General features: G+C 37.4%; 22 protein-coding genes and 1 tRNA gene. 20 read left to right on the top strand and 3 right to left on the bottom strand.

Going from position 1 to position 25208, the window contains the following annotated elements:
• The first annotated feature begins 56 nt into the window (after positions 1-56).
• The gene (locus HNP36_RS15225; RefSeq protein ID WP_184165436.1) at positions 57-1469 is read left to right on the top strand and encodes an efflux transporter outer membrane subunit; all 1413 of its coding nucleotides are present in this window, start codon (positions 57-59) and stop codon (positions 1467-1469) included.
• Positions 1470-1785: 316 nt separating this feature from the next.
• Here the strand turns inward: HNP36_RS15225 and miaA are convergent, their stop codons facing one another.
• A complete protein-coding gene (miaA, locus tag HNP36_RS15230; RefSeq protein WP_184165439.1) occupies positions 1786-2700 on the bottom strand; it encodes a tRNA (adenosine(37)-N6)-dimethylallyltransferase MiaA in 915 nt (304 codons plus the stop codon).
• 43 nt (positions 2701-2743) lie between these two features.
• Here miaA and HNP36_RS15235 point away from each other — a divergent pair, with 43 nt between their 5' ends.
• The 3 genes from HNP36_RS15235 to nadA all read left to right on the top strand — a co-directional run bounded on the left by HNP36_RS15235 (position 2744) and on the right by nadA (position 5363).
• Complete coding sequence (locus HNP36_RS15235) at positions 2744-3601, top strand: YicC family protein (RefSeq protein ID WP_184165441.1); 858 nt, start codon at positions 2744-2746, stop codon at positions 3599-3601.
• Positions 3602-3678: 77 nt separating this feature from the next.
• Positions 3679-4242: a guanylate kinase gene (gene gmk, locus HNP36_RS15240; protein WP_184165445.1), complete on the top strand. Its 564-nt coding sequence runs from the start codon at positions 3679-3681 to the stop codon at positions 4240-4242.
• A 101-nt stretch (positions 4243-4343) separates the two neighbouring features.
• Positions 4344-5363, top strand: a complete 1020-nt coding sequence (gene nadA, locus HNP36_RS15245) for a quinolinate synthase NadA (RefSeq protein WP_184165448.1) — start codon at positions 4344-4346, stop codon at positions 5361-5363.
• Positions 5364-5436: 73 nt separating this feature from the next.
• Here nadA and HNP36_RS15250 read toward each other — a convergent pair whose 3' ends face one another.
• Positions 5437-5607 carry a bacteriocin-like protein gene (locus HNP36_RS15250; RefSeq protein WP_184165451.1) on the bottom strand — a complete coding sequence of 57 codons (171 nt, stop codon included), beginning with the start codon at positions 5605-5607 and terminating at the stop codon, positions 5437-5439.
• Between the two features lie 350 nt (positions 5608-5957).
• Here HNP36_RS15250 and thrA point away from each other — a divergent pair, with 350 nt between their 5' ends.
• The 8 genes from thrA (at position 5958) to HNP36_RS15290 (ending at position 14991) form a co-directional block, all read left to right on the top strand.
• Positions 5958-8408: a bifunctional aspartate kinase/homoserine dehydrogenase I gene (gene thrA / locus HNP36_RS15255; protein WP_184165454.1), complete on the top strand. Its 2451-nt coding sequence runs from the start codon at positions 5958-5960 to the stop codon at positions 8406-8408.
• 10 nt (positions 8409-8418) lie between these two features.
• A complete protein-coding gene (locus HNP36_RS15260; protein ID WP_184165457.1) occupies positions 8419-9348 on the top strand; it encodes a homoserine kinase in 930 nt (309 codons plus the stop codon).
• Between the two features lie 22 nt (positions 9349-9370).
• Positions 9371-10669, top strand: coding sequence for a threonine synthase (thrC, locus tag HNP36_RS15265; protein ID WP_184165938.1), 1299 nt, complete (start codon positions 9371-9373; stop codon positions 10667-10669).
• 13 nt (positions 10670-10682) lie between these two features.
• On the top strand, positions 10683-11054 hold the full coding sequence (folB, locus tag HNP36_RS15270; RefSeq protein WP_184165460.1) for a dihydroneopterin aldolase: 372 nt from the start codon (positions 10683-10685) through the stop codon (positions 11052-11054).
• 24 nt (positions 11055-11078) lie between these two features.
• Positions 11079-12446 carry a DUF4403 family protein gene (locus tag HNP36_RS15275; RefSeq protein ID WP_228456396.1) on the top strand — a complete coding sequence of 456 codons (1368 nt, stop codon included), beginning with the start codon at positions 11079-11081 and terminating at the stop codon, positions 12444-12446.
• Between the two features lie 27 nt (positions 12447-12473).
• On the top strand, positions 12474-12962 hold the full coding sequence (locus HNP36_RS15280) for an RDD family protein (RefSeq protein WP_184165463.1): 489 nt from the start codon (positions 12474-12476) through the stop codon (positions 12960-12962).
• Between the two features lie 58 nt (positions 12963-13020).
• Positions 13021-13091: transfer RNA gene (locus HNP36_RS15285), tRNA-Cys, on the top strand.
• 1072 nt (positions 13092-14163) lie between these two features.
• A complete protein-coding gene (locus HNP36_RS15290; RefSeq protein WP_184165466.1) occupies positions 14164-14991 on the top strand; it encodes a glycosyltransferase family 2 protein in 828 nt (275 codons plus the stop codon).
• A gap of 131 nt (positions 14992-15122) precedes the next feature.
• Here HNP36_RS15290 and HNP36_RS15295 read toward each other — a convergent pair whose 3' ends face one another.
• The gene (locus HNP36_RS15295) at positions 15123-15572 is read right to left on the bottom strand and encodes a hypothetical protein (protein WP_184165469.1); all 450 of its coding nucleotides are present in this window, start codon (positions 15570-15572) and stop codon (positions 15123-15125) included.
• 238 nt (positions 15573-15810) lie between these two features.
• Between HNP36_RS15295 and HNP36_RS15300 the strand changes: the two genes are divergently transcribed.
• The 8 genes from HNP36_RS15300 to HNP36_RS15335 all read left to right on the top strand — a co-directional run bounded on the left by HNP36_RS15300 (position 15811) and on the right by HNP36_RS15335 (position 25138).
• On the top strand, positions 15811-16371 hold the full coding sequence (locus HNP36_RS15300; RefSeq protein WP_184165472.1) for a YMGG-like glycine zipper-containing protein: 561 nt from the start codon (positions 15811-15813) through the stop codon (positions 16369-16371).
• Between the two features lie 51 nt (positions 16372-16422).
• Positions 16423-18054: an LIC_10190 family membrane protein gene (locus HNP36_RS15305; RefSeq protein ID WP_184165475.1), complete on the top strand. Its 1632-nt coding sequence runs from the start codon at positions 16423-16425 to the stop codon at positions 18052-18054.
• Positions 18055-18104: 50 nt separating this feature from the next.
• Positions 18105-19175 carry a chorismate synthase gene (gene aroC / locus HNP36_RS15310; protein ID WP_184165476.1) on the top strand — a complete coding sequence of 357 codons (1071 nt, stop codon included), beginning with the start codon at positions 18105-18107 and terminating at the stop codon, positions 19173-19175.
• A 15-nt stretch (positions 19176-19190) separates the two neighbouring features.
• Positions 19191-19754, top strand: coding sequence for a thioredoxin family protein (locus HNP36_RS15315; RefSeq protein ID WP_184165479.1), 564 nt, complete (start codon positions 19191-19193; stop codon positions 19752-19754).
• Between the two features lie 44 nt (positions 19755-19798).
• Positions 19799-20338, top strand: coding sequence for a TlpA family protein disulfide reductase (locus HNP36_RS15320; RefSeq protein ID WP_184165482.1), 540 nt, complete (start codon positions 19799-19801; stop codon positions 20336-20338).
• A gap of 85 nt (positions 20339-20423) precedes the next feature.
• Positions 20424-20765 carry a YkvA family protein gene (locus HNP36_RS15325; protein ID WP_184165485.1) on the top strand — a complete coding sequence of 114 codons (342 nt, stop codon included), beginning with the start codon at positions 20424-20426 and terminating at the stop codon, positions 20763-20765.
• Positions 20766-20881: 116 nt separating this feature from the next.
• Positions 20882-22261, top strand: coding sequence for an orotidine-5'-phosphate decarboxylase (pyrF, locus tag HNP36_RS15330; protein WP_184165488.1), 1380 nt, complete (start codon positions 20882-20884; stop codon positions 22259-22261).
• Between the two features lie 54 nt (positions 22262-22315).
• The gene (locus HNP36_RS15335; RefSeq protein WP_228456398.1) at positions 22316-25138 is read left to right on the top strand and encodes an aminopeptidase; all 2823 of its coding nucleotides are present in this window, start codon (positions 22316-22318) and stop codon (positions 25136-25138) included.
• Positions 25139-25208: the final 70 nt, after the last annotated feature.

Genomic DNA, 25208 nt, shown 5'->3' on the forward strand with positions numbered 1-25208 from the left:
CTTTGCTACCAACTTCTCAAAGTTTTGTGATCAATTAAAAATTTATTCAAAAAATTATGAAAAGAATAAAGAATATTTTTCTAACATTTATATTGGCTGTGGCCTCGGCTTCCTGTGTGTCTAAACTGGCATACACGGAGCCGGATCTTCAGCTTCCGGAAAAATTCCAGTACACCGCAACTGCCGATACAGCAAGCATCGCCAACCTGGAATGGAGGCAATTTTTCAGTGATCCCGCCTTACAGGAACTGATTGAAAAAGGAATCAAGAACAACTATGATTTACAGATTGCATTAAAGCAGGTTGCTTCTTCACAGGAAAAACTGAAACAGGCAAGATTTCTTCAGTATCCTGATGTAGGTTTCGGAGTTTCTGCACAGATTTCAAAACCTTCTGAAAACAGTATGAACGGGAAAAGCTTAAATTCATTTTTAGGCCAGAGTCACGTTGAAGATTACAATGCAGCATTCAACCTTTCATGGGAAGCAGATATCTGGGGTAAAATCAAAAACCAGCAGGAAGTTTCAAAAATGCAGTACCTTCAGACGTATGAAGCTACAAAAGCAGTACAGACACAGGTTGTAGCCGCTATTGCCCAGGGATATTATAATTTATTAATGCTTGACAAACAGATCCAGATCGCAAAAGCCAACCTGGAACTAAGCACCAATACCCTTTCCATCACAGAAAAAATGTGGCAAAGTGGTGATACAACTTCTTTAGGTGTTCAGCAGGCAACAGCACAAAAGCAGTCTACAGAACTTCTGATCACTCAATTAGAACAAAATATTGCCATTCAGGAAAATGCATTGAGTATTCTCGTAGGTGAAAATCCAACTAAGATCAACAGAACGATTGAAATGTCCGATACTTCTTTACCGCAGGATATTTCAACGGGGCTTCCGGCAGCAATGGTAAGCCGTCGCCCGGATGTTCGCCAGCAGGAACTTGTTTTACTGGAATCCAATTCAATGGTTGGAATTGCCCAGGCCAATATGTATCCGGCACTGAAAATCACAGCAAACGGAGGGGTAAATTCATTCAAATTTGATAACTGGTTCCAGATCCCGGCTTCTTTGTTCGGATCTGTATTGGGAGGAATTACCCAGCCCATTTTCCAGAAAAGACAATTGAAAACAGACCTTAACGTGGCTAAAATTCAAAGAGAGAAAAACGTTTTGGCCTTCCGTCAATCTGTTTTAAATGCAGTTGGTGAAGTTTCTGACGCGTTGGTTTCCAATGAAAGTTTAAAAGTTCAGGAACAAAAGGCAGCAGAACAGGTAACCACATTGAAAGGCGGAATAAAAAGTGCCGAAATGCTTTACAAAGGCGGTATGGCCAACTATTTAGAAGTGATTACAGCTCAGGGAAATTCCCTGCAGGCTGAACTGAATCTTGCATCCGTAAAAAGACAAAGGCTGAGTAGCATTGTAGATCTTTACAGAGCGCTTGGCGGCGGTTGGAAGTAGTAAATTTAATTATATTGTTTTGAAGTGCGGTTTCTGAAAATCAGAAACCGTTTTTTTATTTTCTCGCCACACAAACTACTTAATCCGGTAAAAATAACGCAAACATCTGCCAAATCTGCTCAATCTGCGAGAGATTAATATTTGATAAAGTTTTTAGTATCTACTTATCCTGAAGTTATTTTTTATAAAGATCTCACAGATTGAGCAGATTTAGCAGATTGACATTATTGTGTGTTCATGATTTGAACCATTAAGAAGATTGAAGAAGATCAATTAAAGTTTTAGAGATAAAAATCCAGTATATTATTGACAAAATTTACGAATGAACCTGTTCAGAAATCCATTGCAGCAATTCTTCAAAATCTTTTTGAGAATATCCCAAAGGCAAATAATGAATATCATCCGCTTTTCTGTACCATGTCAGTTGCCGTTTTGCATATCTCCTGCTGTTCTTTTTGATCTCTGAAACAGCAAAATCAAGGTCCCATTCACCATCAAAATATTTGAACAATTCAGAATAACCTACAGTTTTCAGTGCCGTAAGACCTTTAAACTTTTCCAAGCTCTCTGCCTCCGCCAAAAGTCCTTTCTCCATCATTATATCCACTCTCCTATTGATTCTGTCGTACAATTCTTCTCTCGGCGCTTCAATTCCAATTCGAATGGTATTAAAATCTCTGGAATCCTGTGAAACGGCAATCTGTTCAGAATATTTTTTATCTGTTTGCCAGATCACATCAATAGCCCTTAAAAGTCTTCTGTGATTATGAAAATCTACCACTCCGAAATATTCAGGATCCAGTTCTTTTAATATTTCCTGAAGTTTTTCAATTCCTTCCGTTTCAAAAATTTCCTGTAGTTTTTTCTGATTGTTTTCATCTGCTTCAGGCAAATCATTTAACCCTTCAATAACTGCTTTTTCATACATCATACTTCCACCGACTAAAATGACGGTATCATGATTTTGAAAAAGTTCGTTGAGCTTTTTCAGGGCATCTTCTTCATACTGCCCTATAGAATAATATTCCTGAACCGAAAGATTCCCGATAAAATGATGTGGAGCCTCCGCCAATTCCTCTTCCGAAGGTGATGCAGTACCTATTTTCATTTCCTTAAAAAACTGGCGCGAATCACAGGAAACAATTTCGGTATTGAAATGGTTTGCCAGATCAATTGCCAGTCTTGTTTTGCCTATTCCAGTGGGTCCTACAACAGAAATCAAATTTTTCACATTGCTAATTTAAATGTTTATCTTTGTACAACAATAAAAAACTATGATTTTATCAATGACGGGATTCGGCAGGGCCGAAGGTGTTTTTGAAGGTAAAAAGATTTCGATAGATATTAAATCACTGAACAGCAAAAGCTTTGATTTGAATATCAAAGTTCCTTTACGCTATAAGGAGAAAGAATTCGAGATCAGAAAAATCCTTAACGACAGAATTATCCGTGGAAAGGTAGACTGCTACATCAATCTGGAGAACCTTGAAGAATCAAACGATGTGAAAATCAATAAGAGTTTAATAGATTCTTATATCAACGAACTTCGCAACATCGCTTCCGACGGTCCGGACTTTGAATACCTGAAAATGGCGGTAAGACTTCCTGATGCCATTACTTCAAGACCTGATGAGCTTACGGAAGGAGAATGGGAATCTTTGGCTGCAATTGTTCATGCAGCTGTAGACCGCTTTATGGAATTCAGAAAGACAGAAGGAAGTATTTTACATGAAGAACTGGAAAGAAATATCCGGAATATTGATCAGTATCTTTCGGAAGTTATTCCTTTTGAAGAAGAAAGAATCATTGCTGTAAAAGAGCGTTATCAGAAGTCTTTGAAAGAATTCGAGAATGTAGACGAAACACGTTTCTACCAGGAAATGGCCTATTTTACAGAGAAACTTGACATAGCCGAAGAAAAAGTAAGATTAACCCAGCATCTGAAATATTACAAGGAAGTGATGGACAATGAAGATTTCAATGGGAAAAAACTTGGTTTTATCTCACAGGAAATCGGAAGAGAAATTAATACTTTAGGTTCAAAAGCCAACCATGCAGAAATCCAGAAACTGGTGGTGATGATGAAGGATGACCTGGAAAAAATAAAAGAACAGACGTTAAACGTATTATAAGTTACGAGGTACGGAATGCGTGCTCAGGAACAAAATCCCAAACCCGCAACCGGGAACTTGCAACCCGAAACTAAACAATGAATAAAGTAATTATATTTTCAGCCCCATCAGGAAGCGGAAAAACTACATTGGTAAAACATTCTCTGGAAACATTTCCTGAACTGGCATTTTCTATTTCATGCACGACAAGACAACCGAGAGGAAGTGAGATACATGCAGTAGATTATCATTTTTTAAGTCCTGATGAATTCAGACAAAAAATAGCGGAAGATGCTTTTGTAGAATATGAAGAAGTATATACTGACAAATATTACGGTACTTTAAAATCCGAAGTGGAAAAAATCTGGAATCAAGGGAAAGTAGTAATCTTTGATGTAGACGTGAAAGGAGGAATTTCCCTGAAAAAATATTTTGGCGAAAAAGCCCTGTCAATTTTCATTGAACCACCTTCCATAGAAGAATTGGAACGAAGATTGATCTCCAGAAACACGGATGATACGGAAACCATCAAAACACGTGTAGCAAAAGCAGGAGAAGAAATGGCTTTTGCAAAAGAATTTGACAGGATCGTCATTAATACCGATCTTGATGAAGCAAAAAGAGAAATAGAAAGTTTAATAAAAAAATTTGTTGGCAATTAGAATGGAAGATGGAAGTCCGGAGATGGAAGCACTTAAGCATACCACTCTAACTTCTAATTTCTAGCTTCTAATTTCTACATTCAAAAAACATTGAGGTTGATATGAGTACCGAAACATTAGAAAAAGCTAAATCTGCCATTCCTGTAAGAGGATTTCTGGATATAAAAGATATAGCAATCCCTCAAGGAGAAGATTTGGTGAAAGCCATTCTGAAACTTAAAGAAGAAAAAAATGCGGTGATCCTCGCCCATTATTACCAGCCCGGAGAAATTCAGGATATTGCCGATTTCCTTGGAGATTCCCTTCAATTGGCAAGACAGGCCAAAGAAACCAATGCAGATATGATTGTATTCTGCGGGGTACATTTCATGGCTGAAGCTGCTAAAATCCTGAATCCAACTAAAAAAGTAGTTCTTCCTGATACTATGGCAGGATGCTCTCTGGCAGACGGATGTTCAGGAGAAGGCCTTAGAAAAATGCGTGAACAGCATCCTAATGCCCTAATTGCCACTTACATCAACTGTAATGCGGAAACAAAAGCAGAAAGCGACATTATCGTTACCAGTTCCAACGCTGAAACCGTAATTGAAGCTTTACCAAAAGACAGGCCGATCATTTTTGCACCGGATAAAAACTTAGGAAGATATTTATCTAAGAAAACCGGCCGTGATATGATCCTTTGGGACGGAAGCTGCATCGTACACGAAGCATTTTCCATGGAGAGAATTGCCCAGCAGCTTGCAGAAAATCCTGATGCAAAACTGATTGCGCATCCTGAAAGTGAAGAAGCTGTTTTAAAATTAGCCCACTTCATTGGCTCTACTTCTGCCCTGTTGAATTTTGTGGAAAAAGACGACTGTCAGAAATTCATCATCGCAACCGAAGAAGGAATTCTTCACGAAATGAAAAAGCGTGCTCCGCACAAAGAGCTTATTCCGGCACTTGTTTTCGACGAAAGCTGTAACTGCTCAGAATGTTTCTACATGAAACGCAACACCATGGAAAAACTATATCTGTGTATGAAATATGAACTTCCGGAAATCCTTATCGACGAAGAGCTTCGTTTAAGAGCCCTGAAACCCATTGAAGCGATGCTGGATCTTTCAAAAAGTATAAAATAACAAAAAGCACTGTTCTCACAGTGCTTTTTTATTGCATCGATCCGAAGTATAAGTAATCTTCCAATGCATATAATTACAACATTGGAGCATAACATGTTCCTCCCGGCGTTCTCCAGCAGCCCCAAGCTCCGCCCCCACGGAAACATACATAAGCAGCCCCGCCGCAAGCTTCAATCTGAATTTCGGTAAACCCACCACTGATTTTACTTTTTTCTTCTCTCGAAAGTTTCTTTAAATTTTTCATATTCATTTTATTTTGTTTTAGTATTTAAATATAAATATTTTAAAGGAAAAAATAACAATAAAACACAAAATATATCTCTAAATTATGAATTACAAATTAACACGATATAGCCAGAAATAATTTTGTCACTTCCAAATAATTTGTACATTTGTTTCAGTAAAGAATGAATTTTCTAAGAAACATATCAGATATTCTTACACCGGAATCACTTATTTCGGAGCTATCATCTGTTTCTACATCTACAACAACTACCCCGTAGCGGGGTAAATTTTCACATATCATTTCCTGTACCCGTGCTCTTTGTTTAAAGAGTAATCCACTCATTTTATCCAACTTCAAATACCCATCAGATGAAAGTCTTAAAATTCGGCGGTACCTCAGTTGCCAATGCCCGGAATATCCTTCTGGCAGAAAATATTATAAAAAAAGAGTCTTCACAGAACAGAATTATTGTTGTAGTTTCAGCGCTTCACAGTGTTACCGACAGCCTGATAAAAGCAGCAGAATATGCCTCCCTTAAAGATGAAAATTATATCCCGATCCTCAAAGACCTGGAAGAAAAACACCTGAATTTAGTCAAAGAACTTATCCCCGTTTTAGAACAGAGTTCGTGGCTCAGTTTCGTTAAAAAACATTGTAATGATATGGAAGATATCTATAACGGAATTTTTGTTTTAGGCGAATTCACAGATAAAATCAAAGACAGGATTACTTCATACGGAGAATTTCTGTCTTCCAATATTATTGCAACCAGGCTCCAGCACGAAGGCTTGGATTGCTTATGGATGAACTCAGCAGACCAGATAAGAACAGACAGCAATTTTACCCACGCAAAAGTAGATTTCAATATCACTGAAGAAAACATAAAGAAATTTGCAGATGATCATAAAAACCAGATCATTGTGACTCCAGGTTTTATTGCAAAAGATCAAAATGGAAATGCTACAACATTAGGAAGAGGCGGTTCAGATTACACGGCAGCTATTATCGCAGCTGCTGTTTCGGCTGATGAGCTTCAGATATGGACAGATGTAAATGGTATGATGACAGCAGACCCACGCCTTGCTTCCAATGCAAAGTCAATCCCGGAGATCTCTTATCATGAGGCAATGGAGCTTTCCCATTTTGGGGCTAAAGTTCTTTATCCGCCTTCCATACAGCCTGTTATGGCAAAAAATATCGATCTTCAGATTAAAAATACTTTTGATCCAGATGCCTGTGGAACGCTGGTTTCCCACAGATTGAGCAGGCCTGCTAATGAAAAGCATCAGATTGCAGCAGGAGTTTCCAATATGAGCCACATTGCTCTTCTTACCCTCGAAGGCAGCGGAATGGTTGGAATTCCCGGAATTTCAGCGAAACTGTTTCAATGTCTGAGCTTCGAAAAAATAAATGTTATTCTGATTACCCAAGGTTCTTCAGAACATTCCATTACTATAGCTGTTAATGAAAAAGATGCATTTCATGCGGAGAACGTAGTGAATGCTTCATTCAAAGATGATATACAACTACAGAGGATGGCCCCGGTAAAAATAGAAACCGGACTTTCAATTGTTGCCCTTGTAGGAGAAAGCATGAAGAACCGAAGCGGCATCAGTGCTAAAATGTTCGGATGTCTCGGAAATAACGGTATCAATATCAGAGCTATTGCCCAGGGATCTTCGGAAAGGAATATCAGTATTGTTATTTCAGAAAAAGACATTAAAAAAGCAGTGAATGTACTTCATGAAGAATTTTTCGAATCTGAAATAAAGCAGGTACATCTTTATCTGTGTGGAATCGGTAATGTAGGTTCAAAACTGGTGGAACAGATCTTCGAACAGAATGAATATCTCCGCGAAAACAACCTGATTAATTTAAGAATCGCCGGACTTTCCAACAGCCGGAAAATGTATTTTTCAGATCAGGGAATCTCTGAAAGTGAATACAGCAGCTGGAATGAAAAAGGAGTTGAAGCCTCCATTCATGGTTTTGCAGAAGAAATTATCTCACGAAACCTCCGGAATTCTGTGTTTATTGACGTTACAGCCAGTTCATCTGTACCTGAAGTTTATGAAAAACTATTGAAAAAGAGCATTAATATTGTAGCCTGTAATAAAATTGCAGCTTCCTCAGATTTTGAAATTTATAAAAATTTAAAAAATACCGCCCGGAACCACAGCTGCCGTTTTTATTTTGAAACCAATGTAGGAGCCGGACTTCCTGTTATCGGAACCATTAACGATCTTATGAAAAGTGGCGATAAAATTACCTCTATCCAGGCAGTACTCAGCGGAACTTTAAATTTTGTCTTTAATAATTATGATGGAAGCAGAACATTTTCAGATGTTGTTGCCCAGGCTCAGAAAGAAGGTTTTACCGAGCCAGATCCAAGGCTGGATCTTACAGGAACCGATGTAGCCCGCAAAATATTGATCCTGGCAAGAGAAGCCGGATACCCACTTCAGTTTGAAGATATAGAAAATGAAAGTTTCCTGCCGGAAGAATGCCTTCAAGGAAGTGTGGAAAACTTCTATGAAAAGCTTACAGAATATGAAGATCACTTTAAGAATTTAGTGAATGAAGCGCAAAAAAACGGCAAGATCTTAAAATATACCGCTGAATTTAAAGACGGAAAAGCCAAAGTAGGCCTGCAGCACGTTGCCCCGGAAAGCGATCTTTACCATCTGTACGGGAAAGACAATATCGTTATCTTCAAAACCTTACGATATTCCGAACAGCCTCTTGTGGTAAAAGGTGCGGGTGCAGGTGCAGAAGTAACCGCAAGCGGAGTTTTTGCAGATATTATACGTTCCGTTTAAAATAAATACTATGAAAAAAATAAAAATAAAAGTCCCGGCTACGGTTGCCAACCTTGTTTGCGGATTCGATATCCTGGGCATGGCAATCCATGAGCCTTATGATGAAATGGAACTGAAATTACTGGAAAGTCCGGAGATCATTATCAGACATGAAGATCATTTCGGGCTTCCTGAAGATCCGTCAAGAAATGTAGCCGGTGTTGTACTTCAAAATATCATACAGCATTTAAAACTCACAAAAGGTTTTGAAGTTACTATCCGCAAGCACATCAAGCCCGGCAGTGGGCTCGGCTCCAGCGCGGCAAGTGCCGCCGGAGCCGCTTTTGGGGCCAATATTTTATTAGGAAATGTTTTATCCAAAGAAGAATTGGTTCACTTTGCCATGTTTGGAGAAGAGCTCGCTTCCGGAGTACGACATGCGGATAATATTGCTCCGTGCATTTATGGCGGCATTACTTTGGTAAAATCTTCCTCTCCTATTGATATCATACCGTTGGGAACGCCCAATCTGTTTGTAGTTGCAGTACATCCGCAGGTAGAAGTAAAAACATCTGATGCAAGGCAGATTTTAAAGAAAAATATCTTATTAAAAGATGCCGTTGAGCAATGGGGAAATATTGCAGGTCTTGTAGCCGGTATTCTTAAAAATGACATTTCTTTGATCGGAAGAAGCCTTAATGATGTATTGATAGAACCTGTCCGAAGTATCCTGATTCCCAGATTTGAAAAGATCAAAACAAAAAGTATGGAGGCTGGGGCACTTGGAGGCGGTATTTCCGGTTCCGGACCTTCAATTTTCATGCTGGCAGAAGAAAAAGAAACGGCAGAAAAAATTGCCCGGCTCATGAAATCCGTATATGATGAAATTGAAATAGAGAACTTTGTATACATCTCAAAAATAAATCCTTCCGGGATTGAGACTGTTGAAGAAAGTGAATGATGGAACCAACAAATTAAAAGCAATGAAATATTATAATTTAAAAGACAATCAGGAGATTGTTGATTTTAAAACAGCTACTATAAAAAGCCAGGGCAACCAAAAAGGGTTATTTTTTCCGGAAAGCATACCCCAGTTTGATAAAGAATTCATTCAAAACCTGCATCTGCATTCTGATGAGGAAATCGCTTTCAGATGTATGAAAGATTTTACAGGTGATGAAATTCCATCGGATATAGTAAAGAAAATTGCTGCGGAAACGGTCAGTTTTGATATTCCTTTGAAAAAAATCAATGACCGCATCTCTGTTCTGGAACTTTTTCATGGGCCTACTTTAGCATTTAAAGACGTAGGAGCCAGATTTATGAGCCGTTGCCTGTCATATTTTTTAAAAGATCAGAACAAAAAGGTAACCGTTCTTGTGGCTACTTCCGGCGATACCGGTGGTGCTGTTGCTCATGGGTTTTACAATGTTCCCGGAATTAATGTTGTTATTCTTTATCCCAAAAACAGGGTAAGTGCAGTTCAGGAAAAACAGCTTACCGCATTAGGTGGAAACATTTTTGCGCTGGAAGTTAACGGAAACTTTGACGATTGCCAGAATCTTGTAAAACAGGCTTTTTCTGATGAAAGTATCAATTCCCAGCTATTTTTAACATCAGCCAATTCCATTAATATTGCGAGGTGGCTTCCCCAGCAGATTTATTATTTACTGGCTTTAAAACAATGGAAACAACAGGAAGATCAAGACCCGGTAATCAGTGTTCCAAGTGGTAATTTTGGAAATATCTGTGCAGGACTTCTCACTTATTTCCGGGGACTTCCGGCTCAACATTTTATTGCTGCGTGTAACAAAAATGATGTGATTCCCGATTATTTAAAAACCCATCAGTATCATCCTAAAAAGGCTGTAGCAACATTATCCAATGCCATGGACGTGGGAGATCCGAGTAATTTCACAAGAGTCCTGGAGCTTTTCGGACATCAGTTTGATACCTTGAAGAATATGATTTCCGGGTATTCCATTGATGATGAATCTACATTACAGACCATAAAAAAGGTTCATGAAAAATATGGATATACTCTTGACCCTCACAGTGCTGTCGCATTTGCTTCCCTGGAGCAGTATCTGAACGAAAATCCGGACAGAAAAGGATTTATATTGGGGACGGCGCATCCTGTGAAATTCCCTGATGCAGTGGAAAAAGCAATTCAAGTCGCCATTGAAGTTCCGGAAGAGCTGGGTGACATTATGAAAAAGGAGAAAAAAACTGTAGAAATTAATGCGGATTTTGAAGAATTAAAACGATTTTTGCTGAAATAAAAATCACTGGCAAATGAGTAAGATCTTTCTTGAAGATGTAAAAATATATGCTTATCACGGCGTACTTCCCGAAGAAAATATCATCGGGACCTATTATATTTTAAATGCGGAACTTCACACAGATCTTTGGAAGGCTGCTGCAACAGATGATTTGAATGATACAATTAGCTACGCCGATATCAACGGGATCATTCACCGGGAAATGGCCATCAAATCCAAATTACTGGAACATGTGGCGGGAAGAATTATGATGAAGATTCATGAAAGTTTTCCCCAGATTTCCTACATTAAGCTGAAAATTACAAAAACTTCTCCGCCAATGGAAGGCGAAATGAAAGGGGCAAGTATTGAACTGGAAAGAAGTTTCAAACCCGGTGATATTTAAAAATTCTTATTTTCACAAAAACATATGAAGTTGAAAACCATCCAATTATTATTTTTATTAAGCTTTGCCATGTTTTTTGGCCAGGCCGCGGGTGATCAGTCTCCTGTATATAATTTCCCGAAAATACGGTCTAATATTACCATGCCGGTAACTATTCCACTTACTGAAATCAGCAATATGATTAATGCTTCTGTAAAGGAGTTGGTATTTCAGGATGATTCATACACGGATAATAATAATGACCAGTTCAAGGTAAAAGTATGGAAAACCCGTCCCATCCGTCTGGTAGGCGGAACCAGCCAGAATATCCTGATTGAAGTTCCACTGAAGATTTGGGCTGAAAAAGGTATCGGTACGCTGGGAGTATACTCCTATCAGAATACGACTTTTGAAACGGTGATGTCTTTCAACACAACAATCAGCTTTAAAAATAACTGGACCATTACTACAAACACACAGCCCAATGGTTTCAGATGGGTCACAAAACCTGTTCTGGATTATGGTAAAATACAAATCCCCATCACTTCACTGGTAGAGAAAAGCCTGAAAGAACAGCAGGGGAAATTTGCCAAAACTATTGATCAGCAGATGGCTACCCAACTGAATTTCCAGCAATATGCGGTAATGGCCTGGAATGTTTTCTCCCAACCGTTTAATATTTCGGAGGAATATAATACGTGGCTGAAAATTAGCCCGATTGGCGTGAATATGACTCCACTGAAATTCTATGGAAATGAAATCACCACCAATATCGGAATGGATATTTATTCGGAAACCTTTACAGGAAGCAAGCCTGCCGCTTCGCCAATGATAAAATCAGCGGGAAATTTCAATATTGTTCCCACTCTGGCCAACCAGTTTCTGCTGCAGACCACCGCTAACGTTCCTTTTTCAGAAGCCACGAATATTGCACGGAACATGTTCATGAATAAAGAATATGATGTGAGAGGGTCTAAAGTAAAGATCAAGGACATCCGGGTTTATGGTGCTGAAGGAAGGGTAATTGTTGAAGCTGAAACAGAAGGTTATGTGAATGGTAAGGCCATTATTTCCGGAGTTCCTGTATATGATGAAACGAAAAGGAAAATTGTACTTTCCAATACGAAATTCAATCTAAAAACAGCTAATATTCTACAGAAAACGGCAACTCTGCTTTTTAAAGGAAAAATTGTGAAGATGATTGAAGACGAATACGGAATTCCAACCCAGGATCTGGAACTGGCCTCGAAGAAGAGCATCGAGGAAGCATTTAATAAAGAATATTATAAAGGTTTAAAGATGAATGGAAAGGTTTTCAGTCTTAAACCGGGCAGTGTCCTGTTAAATGAATCCGGAATCACAGCGGTTATTGAAACCAGCGCAACTTTAAAATTAATACTTAACGGAATTTAAACTAATAAAAAAACTAAACCACCACAAATGAGAAAATATCTACAGATTGTCGACAGGCACAGGGCTTCCAAAGGAACGAGATTTGCCAATTATTTAATAGACCTTGTTGCTTTTTACATTTTCTTTTTTGTCATTCTTATGATAGTAATGACTATCAGTCCCGCTTACAGAGAATGGCTTGCCAATTCCAGTGATCTTGCACAAAGATTGATGGGTATTATTACCTATATATTGTTTTCTTTCCTGATGGAAACCGTAACCGGAGGAAGAAGCCTGGGAAAATTAATTACAGGAACCAGAGTTATTATGATTGACGGGCAAAAGCCATCTGTCGGAAACTATTTTCTAAGGAATATCATAAGAGGAATTATATTGGTTGACCAGCTGTCATTTTTGGGCGAAAATGGCTTCCACGATAACTGGAGCAATACACGTGTTATCAACATCAAAGATTATGAAGCTGAAAGACAGCTAAAAAGCGATATCAACAGTATTGGAGCGAAAGAAATTATTTAAAAACTTTTGTTCATAAAGAAATTTTACTATATTTGCACACCTCAAAAATGGTAAAAATGGTACTTTGGCCGAGCGGCTAGGCAGTGGTCTGCAACACCATCTACAGCGGTTCGAATCCGCTAGGTACCTCAGAGTAAATCCCTAAACTATTGATTAAAAATAGAATAGGGATTTTTTATTTTTCACATATTCCAACCACTTTCCTATCCGATTATTTTTGATATCTATGATCTCCAATACGAAAAATTCATATCCTGAATAATTACAAAGATTAACCTTCGAATTGGGACAGTGAAAAACTACAACATTTTCATTTTAAGCAGTTATCAAGATCATACATTTCATTTACCGGAATTAATTGAAATTTTATTTCTCTTTTTTGATATGATCAATATACAAAACCCAATCAAAAATCCATAAACATCCAGCTCACGAAAATTCAATTTTCAAGATAACTTTTTTATAAAACCACCGGAATACAAATAAAAAATCCCCGAATTGCTTCGGGGATAAAAACTAATAACCATGAAAACTCAAATTAAACATGAGTTGCTTCATATATTGAAAAATCGTGCCAAAGTTGTTCGTATTGAAAATACTTTTTACATATAATTACAATCCCCTTTTCAAATTATTCCACAGAATAAGTCTACAGATAAAGCAATTGCAGTCGGTTCTTATTGACTTTCAATGTATTTCCATGATCAATATCATGTTCTGGCACCATTATAATAACCGTGATCTTTTACATTTAAAACGACATTTTCATCAGAAAAGTATAACATCGTAAAAGAATGCTGTTCAAATACAAATTTCATTCCTGCTGAAATAGAAAAAGCCCCCTTACCGGAGGCCTCAAAAACACAAATGATGAAAAAAATTTTTATAATTTAAATAAAAAACTATTCATGATTAATTCTACATTCCGAAAATAGTACTTTTTATTTTCTACATTTTATGAGTACAGTCATAAAACCTGTTTTTAGTGCTTTACTGTTTCATAAATAAAACTTTCATGCTCAGAAACAGAAGCTTAGCTTTTAAAATATTAAACATTATCATCAATAAACAATTACGAAATAACATTATTCAAAATAATCATATAAAATATTAAAAAATACTCAAATATACTTTGATTTAAGTTATATTTTTTCAATATTTTATTTTTTAGCTTTACACCAATTATTCAAATCAATAAAAAGTGATAAAATTCTCTATACTCATAGCCAATTATAATAACGGCAAATACTTTAGAGACTGCTATAACTCACTGATTGCCCAAACTTATGAAAACTGGGAAGTAATAATTGTTGATGATTCCTCAACTGATAATTCAGTAGAAATCATTGAAGCCATTATAAAGAATGATCCACGCTTTAAGATTTACAGGAACACCAATAATCAGGGCTGTGGGTATACCAAACGAGAATGCATGAAACATGCATCGGGAGAATTATGCGCCTATCTGGACCCTGATGATGCGCTATATGAAGATGCTTTAGAAAAAACCATTCAGGAATTTAATACAGAAGATATTACAGCTGCTTATTCCCAAATGATGCTCTGCAATGAAAATCTTACCCCGGATAAGGTGTTCGCAGGAACAAAACAAATCTACAACAGCAGATATTTTTTCAACTGCCCTACCCAGTTTGCCCATTTCTTTACTTTTAAAAAAGAAACCTACCTGAAAACTTCAGGCATCAATCCTCAATTAAAAAGCGCTGTAGATCAGGATCTTTACCTGAAGATTCTGGAACATGGCAATATAAAATACATCAAAGAACCATTGTATCTTTACCGTCTGCATTCCAACGGTATCTCGCAGCAAAGATTTAAACAGGGAGCAAAAGAGTCCTTTGCCAAAGTAATCCACGATACGATGAAAAGAAGAGGAATCAGAACAATAAACAATAAGATCGTTCCGGAAATATACACCAGCTCACAGGAGATTTACGGGCTTCTTAATTATCAGACTCAAAGATTTTACCGGATCATCAATAAAGTTAAAGCAACTTTCAATACGTAGTGAAGGCTTCTCAGAAATGAGAAGCTTTTTTATTTTCAATCAAAAAAACAAAAAAAGCCTCCCTTTCAGAAGGCTTAAAAACACAAATCAGATCCTTTTATAAGGATTAATAAAGTAGATTAATTTTCAAACTACTCAGCCCATGTCATCGGAATATACACAGTAACATATCCATCTGCATCCACCTGAGCATCTGATACAGTTCCCGTTACCGAGCCATAACCGGCCCAGCCTCCTTGTCCCTGCATCGCGGAAAATGTATATGTTCCCGCCGGAATACCTTCATTATATGCAGGAAGCCCCTGGAAGCCTCCGCCATAATACGTATCATAAACTTCTCCTGTAGCTGTATTCTCTGCTAAAAAGCTTCCTACATCATAATTTCCTGAAAGCGATTTCGATCCATCTAAATTGACAATGCCGAATCTTAGCTTATAGGTTTTCGTTTTTGAAGTTTCTTTAGCAGCCCCGGTATGAGTCTGGGACTGAACATCTGCCATCATATCATCATTTGAAGAACACGAGACAGTCATAACCGACAATGCCACAAAAGCCATTGTCTTAAAAATTGATATTTTCATATTAAAGTAATTTGGTATTTTCAAAATTAACCAATTCATATGAACTGAATGAAAATTTTTAATTAACTTAAAATTACATCAGACCCCAGCCCACAGGTGGAAACAGCATGATCGCCTTTTTAATTTTATCATAAAATTCATCACTTTAACACTTCTTAACTGAATTTTGGCTTCATAATTGAAAATAATTAGAAAGTTATCGCCGTTTTGGCTAAGACTACTTATTAAAATTTGAATTATGAGAAAGATAGTATTAGCAGGTTTTTTATCAGTTTTTTTACTGACAGCCTGTAAAAAAGACGAAAGAACAGCTGAAAAATCTCTTGAAGAGCAGAAACTTGAATTTCAGGCAAGACAGCTTGAAATAGAAAAGCAAAAGCTGGCCATTGAGAAAGAAAAAATAGTGTACGAGGCACAGAAAAAAGCAGACAGCATATCTGAAAGTAAAAAATCTCAGGCGGCAGCTGCTAATAATTCTAAACCTCAGATTATAAGAGAAACAAGAACAGTATACAGAGACAGAGGATCAAACTCTAATTCAGGAGGTGGAAATTATGCAAACAACGGAAACAGTTCTTCACAGGGAACAGGAACAACCGCCACACAGAAAAAAGGATGGAGTAAAGCTGCCAAAGGAACTGCTATTGGTGCCGTAGGTGGCGCCGCAGTAGGAGCCATTGTTGCTAAGAAAAACAGAGGACTTGGAGCCGTGATTGGTGGTGTAGTAGGTGGTGCAACCGGTTATACCATCGGTAGAGCTGGCGACAGAAAAGACGGAAGAGTTCAGCCGCGTAATTAATATTTTCACGATACCATTTAAAGATTGCTTATTTTTAGGCAATCTTTTTTTATGATTCTACTTTTACTTTCTTCAGTTCTTATTCTTTCAGTACTCGCGGGCTGGGGGAAAGTCATGGAAACATTCTTCGGGGTTCTCTTCGGAGGAATTTCAGGCAGTATATTATCAGGAATATTAGGTCTCAGCCTTATATGGACTATTCTGGCTTTTTTCATACCTATCAATATATATGTAGAAATACCTTTTGTATTAGCCGGAATCTTCTTTTTCTTACAAAAGAAAATATACCGGGAAATTACCCGGTTTTCAAAGAAAGATACCATTTTAATCGGTGCTGTTTCACTGGTTATTTTATATAGCGGCTCTTTTCATCCTTATATATTGGATCATTTCGGGTATTATGTTCCCACTATCAAATGGATTTCAGAATATGGCCTGGTAAAAGGTATTTCCAACCTGGACCTTACACTGGGACAGATGTCTGTATGGCATATCTTCCAGGCTGGCTTTTCAGGTTTTTCAGATCCTTTTTTAAGAATCAATGCTATACTGCTGATTGTTTATACATTATATATATTTGAAAACAAAAGCTGGATCCAGTTATGTTTTGTTCCAATATTACTTCTTTTTTCACAGTCGCCCAGTCCTGATCTTCCCGTCATTACTTTATCATTAATTATTTTAAACGAAATCATTAAAGAAAATAAAAATACAGGTCTTCTCTTTGCTTACTCAGTTTTTGTTTTTTCTATAAAGCCAACAATGATATGGCTTCCATTACTGGTATTTTTCTGCTCTTTATTTATTTTTAAACCTAATTATAAAAACTGGATCTTAGGAACAGGAATCCTTATTTTATTCTTTATCAAAAACATCTGGATATTCGGATATCCAATATTTCCGGTTGCAGCAGGTGATTTTGGGTTCAGCTGGAAACCTAACCCTGAAATATTAAAAATTTCATCACAATATGCTATCCTGAAAACATATGACATGCAGTATAACTATGAGGAAATTGAGAAATTCTCCTCTTTTGGTGCTGTCAGAAATTGGTTTACACTGGACGGGATCAAATCAAAAATCAATATTCTTTTCATTTTAAGTCTGATCGTTTTTTCGGTATTTGCTTTCATCAAAAAGAAAAAGGTCATTATCCTGATCTGCATTTCTGTATTAATAAAAAGTATACTGGTATTAGTTTTTTCAGCGCAATACCGCTTTTTTATCGATGTATTTTTTGTGATATTTTTCATTCTGTTTATTCATTTCAATAAAAGAAACTCTTTTATTTTCTTCACAGCGTTATGCGTATTAGTGGTAGGAATTTTAAGTTTCCCTAATACTATCCGCCAATATATTCCAAGTTTCAGACCCGGAGATTTCATGGCAGGAGTAAAAAAAGAGCAACTTTACAAACCTTCAACTTACCATTACAGGAAATTTGAAACTTTCAGAACAGGGAATTTAAAATTCAACGTATCAAAGGATTATCCTTTTAATTTCGATACTCCCGTTCCCGCCATCTCAGCAAGTTATATTTTTGACGATGTAAAAACAGGAATTTTTCCGCAATACATTGATGAAAAAAATATACGGAAAGGATTTATCTGGAAAAAAATGACACCACAGGAAAAGCAACAGGCGGACAATGTTATCAATAATATCAAAAACACTGATAAATAGAACAAATCCTGAAACTTTATTATCTGAAGAAAAATAGGTAATTTTGTAACATGTTCAACACATTAGGTAATCTTCTCAGTCTTACAACATTTGGAGAAAGTCACGGCGTGGCTTATGGCGGCATCATCAATAATTTCCCGGCAGGTTTAACGGTAGATTTCGATAAAATTCAATATGAATTGGATCGGAGAAAGCCCGGCCAGTCAGCAATTGTCACTCAAAGAAAAGAAAGTGACACCGTAAAGTTCCTTTCGGGGATCTTTGAAGGAAAAACCACAGGAACTCCAATTGGATTTATTATAGAAAACGAAAACCAGAAGTCTAAGGACTACGATCATATTGCAGATTCGTACCGTCCGAGCCATGCAGATTTCACTTATGACCAGAAATTTGGCATCAGGGATTATCGTGGCGGTGGAAAATCTTCAGCAAGAGAAACCATCAACTGGGTGGTTGCGGGAGCTTTAGCCAAACAGCTTTTATCCGGAATCGAGATTAATGCATACGTATCTTCCGTAGGCGATATTTTCTGTGAAAAACCGTATCAGGCTTTAGACTTTTCAAAAACGGAAAGCAATGACGTCCGCTGTCCGGATGCTGAAACAGCCGAAAAAATGATCGAAAGAATCAAAGAGATCAAGAAAGAAGGCAATACCATCGGCGGAACTGTTACCTGTGTGATCAAAAATGTTCCTGTAGGTATCGGAGAACCCATATTTTCCAAACTTCAGGCTGAACTTGGCAAAGCCATGTTGAATATCAACGCCTGCAAAGGGTTTGAGTACGGAAGCGGTTTCTGCGGTGCTAAAATGACAGGCAAAGAACATAACGATGCCTTCAATACGGATTTCACCACAAAATCCAATCTTTCAGGAGGAATCCAGGGAGGAATTTCCAATGGGATGGATATTTATTTCCGTGCTGCATTCAAACCTGTAGCCACTATTTTAAGACCTCAGGACAGTGTGGATAAACATGGAAATCCCGTAGTTGTAGAAGGAAAAGGGCGCCATGATCCATGTGTAGTGCCAAGAGCCGTTCCCATTGTGGAAAGTCTTGCCGCGTTTGTGCTGGCCGATCTGTTTTTAATTAACAAAACAAGAAACATCAATAATTTTTAACACCTATTTTTGATAATGAAAAACTACTGGGATCAGGGAATTTCTTTTGAAGAATACATCACCATTGCAAAAGAAAGATTAGAAAATCCTTCCAACCAACAGGAAACCGAATATAAGCAATACTATGAGCTTGGACTTCAGAGAATGGACAGAACTTTAAAGAAGTATGTTCCGGATGAAGAACAGCTAAAAGAATTAACCTCTAAAAATTTTGACGGAAAAATACTGATCATTTCAGAAGCCTGGTGTGGTGATGCAAGCGCAACCGTTCCTGCTCTTGTTACTTTCTTCAAAGGACACAATGAGGTGAAGATTTTCCTGAGAGACAGCGATAAAAGCCTGATCAGTCAATACCTGACCAATGGTACGGAATCTATTCCCAAAGTAATCATTCTCGATAAGGATTTCAATGTAAAGAATTCATGGGGCCCTCGTCCGAAATACGGATATGAGCTCTTAATGAAGCACAAGGCTGATCCTGAAGCTTATCCTAAAGACAATTTCTACAACGACCTGCAGCTGTACTATGCCAAAAACAGAGGTAAAGATGCCGTTCAGGAAATTCTAGAACTCTTATAATAAAATTGAATCCCAGACGGCAACAATAACAGTAAAGATCAACTATGAAAAAGAATATCATCTATCTTGTCCTTATCATCATTATCGGTGTGGTAGCTTTCGTTCCGGGAGTAAAAGAATTCCTGAGAAATCAGTTTTTCCCGATTGCCACCATTGAAAATGCCGTACATGTAAGTGAGGAAGATTATGACATTGAGCTGAAAGGGATCAATGTACCCAGCACCAATCTTAAGACTTTCAAGAACAAACCCGTTTTTCTTAACTTCTGGGGAACATGGTGCCCTCCGTGCAGAAAAGAATGGCCTACAATCCAGAAATTATATGATTCCCGAAAAGGAAATGTAGATTTTGTTCTTATCGCCATGAACGACAAAGAAGAAGATGTAAAAAAGTTTTTAAAAGAAAATAATTATTCAGTTCCTGTATATATTGCCCAAAGTCCTATTTCCGAGAAAATTCTTCCCAAAGTATTCCCTACCACTTTTCTTATTGATCAGCACGGAAGAATTATCATTAAAGAAGATGCCTACAGGGATTGGAACACAGAGACTGTGCATCAGTTCATTGACAATATCATAAAGTAAATTTTTTAACTAAATTTTATAATGGATTTGGTATGGAATTTGCGAAATTTACTTCGTTGAAAAATTATTAAAACTAAACACAAAAATGAAATATTCAAAACTGAATCTTGCAAAAGAAGCCATAAGCCACAAAGGCTTCGTAAAAAAAATCCCTGATATTTTCAGAATGGTTAAACTATGGAGAAAAGGAGAATATCCGATGAGATCCATCGATATCATCCTTCCTCTTCTGGGGCTTTTATATGTAATCTCCCCTATTGACTTGCTTCCTGAGTTTGCTGTACCTGTTTTAGGGGTTATGGATGACTTAGCAGTACTGTCATTAACCATTCCAAAGCTTATCAAAGAAGTGGATAAATTTTTACTGTGGGAAGCCGAGCAAAGGCTTAGAGGCACTAAAGTTATCGATGCAGAAATTGTAAAATAATAATTTACAGAAATATTCTTTAAGCCATCATGAAACATTTCAGGGTGGTTTTTTATTTGACAAAATTTTTAAGCCTTATTTCAAATGATTAAATTTGCAGTATCTAATAAAAAATAATGGAAAGTAAAAAAGAGTTTTTCTTAGAGTGCTACAAGCTGGGCATCATCAAATTCGGAAGATTTACCTTAAAAAGTGGTATTGAGAGTCCATTTTATGTAGACCTGAGACCTTTGGCTTCAGACCCTAAAATCTTAAAGAATCTGGCTAATTATCTATTGGAAATGCTTCCGCTGGATAATTTTGATCTCATCTGCGGAGTGCCCTATGCTGCCCTTCCAATGGCCACTGCAATGTCTCTGGAAAGCTATATCCCATTAATTATTAAAAGAAAAGAAGCAAAAAGCTACGGAACAAAAAAGCTGATTGAAGGAATTTATCAGAAAGGCCAGAACTGTCTTTTGGTAGAAGACGTGATCACTTCCGGAAAATCTCTTGTGGAAACTATTGCAGAGGTAGAGCAGGAAGACCTTAAAGTAGCCGATATCGTTGTAGTTCTTGACAGAGAGCAAGGCGGAAAACAATTGTTAGAAAGCAAAGGGTACAGAGTTCATACACTTTTCAATATTTCAGAAGTTTGTGCCATTCTTCAGGAAACCGGAGAACTGTCTGATGAAGAAGTAAAAAGAATCCAGGATTTCCTTCAGGGAAACCATATTCAGTTTGAAGAGAAAGCAAGAAGTTCTTATGAACAGAAATTAGAACATGCACAGCATTCAGTTTCTAAAAAACTACTGGAAACCGCTTTAGCAAAAAAATCAAACCTGATTGCATCGGCAGACGTTACTACAACACAGGCACTGCTTGCTCTTGCTGAAAAAGTAGGCCCTCACATTATTGCATTAAAAACTCATATTGATATTATTTCGGATTTTGATTACGAAAAAACAATTGTTCCGTTAAAAGCACTGGCCGAAAAACATCAGTTCTTATTAATGGAGGACAGAAAATTTGCAGATATCGGTAATACACAGGAACTGCAGTTTACCAGCGGCGTATTTAAAATTACAGATTGGGCAGATTTTGTCACTTCACAAGTGATCGGAGGATTTGAATCTTTAGACTGCTTCAAAAATGTAGGTGTTGTAGCAATTGTGGGGATGTCTTCCAAAGGGACCCTAACCACAGCCAGCTATCGTGAGGAGGCTTTAAAAGTAGCATTATCGCATCCAAATGTAATCGGGGGCGTATCACAGAACCAGATTCCTGAAGAACTGTTACTGTTCACCCCGGGTGTTAATCTTGCGGATTCAGGAGACGGAAAAGGACAGCAGTACAATACCCCTGAACATGTTTTCAAAATGCTTCACTCCGATTTTATTATTGTAGGAAGGGGAATTTACAAATCTGATGATCCCGAAACCGCAGCCATTACCTATAAAAATGAGGGCTGGAACGCTTATGTTAATTCTTTACAAAAAAACGCAGTACAGGGCTAAAATCCTGCTGAATATATTCAAAATAAGTTTATATTTGGGCTTTATCACAGGATATTGAAAAAGATTACCACTTGCCTTGTTTTGTTTTGGGGAATTGTACAGGTTTCTGGGCAAAAAGACAGCATATATATTGAAGCGAAATTATCTGCCGACAGAAAAACACTGGAGGTTAACCAGGAGATTGTATATTACAATAATTCCGATAAGGACCTGCAGTCTGTAAAGCTTCTAAACTGGGTTTCTGCTTACAATAAAAAAGGGACCTCATTAGTCTACAGGAAACTGGAAGACAGGAACAGTGACCTTCATTTTGCTAAAACTGATGAGCTGGGTAAACTTCTGGATTTGCAGATTAAGAACCAGGAACAGCAAACGGTTTCAGTAAATTCCAATACAGATGAGAATCTTTTTCTTCCTTTAACACAGGCTTTGAAGCCGGGCGAAAGCACCAGATTACAGCTTCATTACAGAATGCACCTTCCTGACAAAAAGTTTACGGGCTACGGTACTTCTGATCAGATTACCGCATTAAAATATTTCTTTATTGTTCCGGATCACTTTGATCCGGACAATATTTCCAAAAGAAACTACCATGATATTGAAGAATCTGTGAGTTTCAATACTTTCTGGACTGTTAATTTTGATCTTCCACCCAACAGCTTTATAGAAAGTAACCTGCCACAGATCCAGATGAATGCATTCAAAGGCTATCTTGATTCTGATCCTGAATTTGTAATCTCAGAGAGCGGACTTCCTTCTATAAAAGTAAATATAGATGGCGCAGATACTGAAGTTAAATTCGGATATAATCTGAAACCGGAAGAAAAACAGAATCTTGAATTTTACCTGCCTTTACATTTGAAATTCATTAAAGAGAAAATAGGTTTTCTTCCGAAAAATCTTTTTATTTCGGACAAATTCAGGGCTTTGGAAGACTTTTTCGGGAATAATGATATTACATTCTGGAAATTCAGATTCCAGCTGTTTACCGACTCGGAAAAAACGGATCTTGACTATTTCGGAATCATCACAAAAAAGATTCTTGACGAAAACATTATTGCGGATAAACAAAAAAATCACTGGTTCAAAAACGGTTTAAAATCTTATCTTGAAATTCAGTATTTACAGAAATTTTATAAAGATGCCAAGCTATTGGGTACTTTACCTGAGACTAAAGTGTTCGGGGTAAAACCATTAAAATTATTCCATGCGTCCAAAGTAAAACTTATAGACCGTTATGGGCTGGCTTATCAATATATCATGTCCCAGAACCTGGATCAGAAGATCAGTGAAAACTTTACCGTTCTGAGCAACTTTAATGATATGGCTGTCAGCAGTTTTGAAACCGGAAGCCTTTTCAATTATACCGCTGAAAAGATGGGCTATGATCGTTTCAATGATATTGTGAAAGATTATATCGCCAAAAATACAGATAAGAAAACTGAGCCCGAAGAATTTCTTAAAGAGCTGGCTGAACAAGAAAAAACATCAGGATATCTCACCAGTTTTTTAAAACAAAAGAACAGGGTTAATTTCAGGATGAAAAATATCCGGAAAGAGGATGATTCCTTAAACATCAAAATCGGTAAAAATACAGATTCTCCAATCCCTGTACGGCTTGAAACACAAACAAGCGAAGGCGAAATAAAATCCTACTGGATAGAAACCCAGGAAAACGAAAGAATCACAAATTTTGCGATTCCTGCTTCGGAAGATATTCACAAAGTAACTCTGAATTCGGACTATATTTTCCCTGAATCTAGATACCGCGACAACTTTTTATACGCAAAAGGCCTGTTTTCGAATGCAAAGAAAATAAAGTTCAAGCTTATTAAAGACATCCCCAATCCTGAATACAACGAAATATATATCAGCCCGAGGGTCCGTTTTAACAATACTTACGATAAATTCCTTTTGGGAGTGAATCTTAAAAACCAGTCGTTCTTCGATCAGAAGTTTCTGTATTCCTTCACTCCAACTTACAGTACGGGAACAGGAAAACTTACCGGATCAGGAGCTATCTCCTACTCTTTTCTGCCTGCTGAAAGTATTTTCAGAAGCATTACTTTTGGGGTATCCGGCGCTTATTACCATTATGATTACGGCCTGGCTTACAGAAAGGGTTCTATATTTTCCAATTTCAACTTCAGGAAAAATCCGCGAAGTACGGTAAGCAGAAGCTTAGGTTTTTCTTACAATTATCTGGAGAGAGATCTGAGCCCCAAAATGATTGCCAGCAAAGATTATGACAAATATAACCTCTGGAGTGCAGGATATGGCTACAGCGACAGCCAGATGATCCATGAAAAGAGTTTAAGCTTAAGCACACAAGGTATGGAGGACTTCAACAAAATAACTGCTGAAGGATTTTACAGATGGGAATTTGCTCCGAAACAAAAATTAAGCGTCAGGTTATTTGCCGGTTATTTCTTAAGAAATGATACGCGTAATAACACATTCAACTACGGAATTTCAAGAGTATCAAATTATTCTTTCTCTTATAATTTATTGGGAGAAAGTGCTAACAGCGGCCTTCTTTCACAGCAGTTTATCCTGGCTGACGGTGGCTTCAAATCTTTCATACCGGGATCTGTCAATCAGTGGATTTCTTCTCTTAATGTAGACTCAAGTGTTTGGAAGATATTTCATGTGTATGCAGACGCAGGGATCTATAAAAACAAAAACCGCCCTGCCGAGTTTATCTGGGACAGCGGTATTAAAGTAAGGCTTATTCCTGATTTTCTTGAAATTTATTTCCCTATACAGTCTTCATTAGGCTTTGAGCCTTCTTTCAAGGATTATGCAAAACGCATCAGATATACATTGGTATTAAACCTAGGAGCAGTCATTAATGCTGCAAGAAGAGGATGGTATTAACATAAAAAAGCAACTGTTGTAAAAACAGCTGCTTCTTTAACATGTTATATTTGAAAACTAACTTTAATAT

Source organism: Chryseobacterium shigense (assembly GCF_014207845.1).
Lineage (GTDB): Bacteria > Bacteroidota > Bacteroidia > Flavobacteriales > Weeksellaceae > Chryseobacterium > Chryseobacterium shigense_A.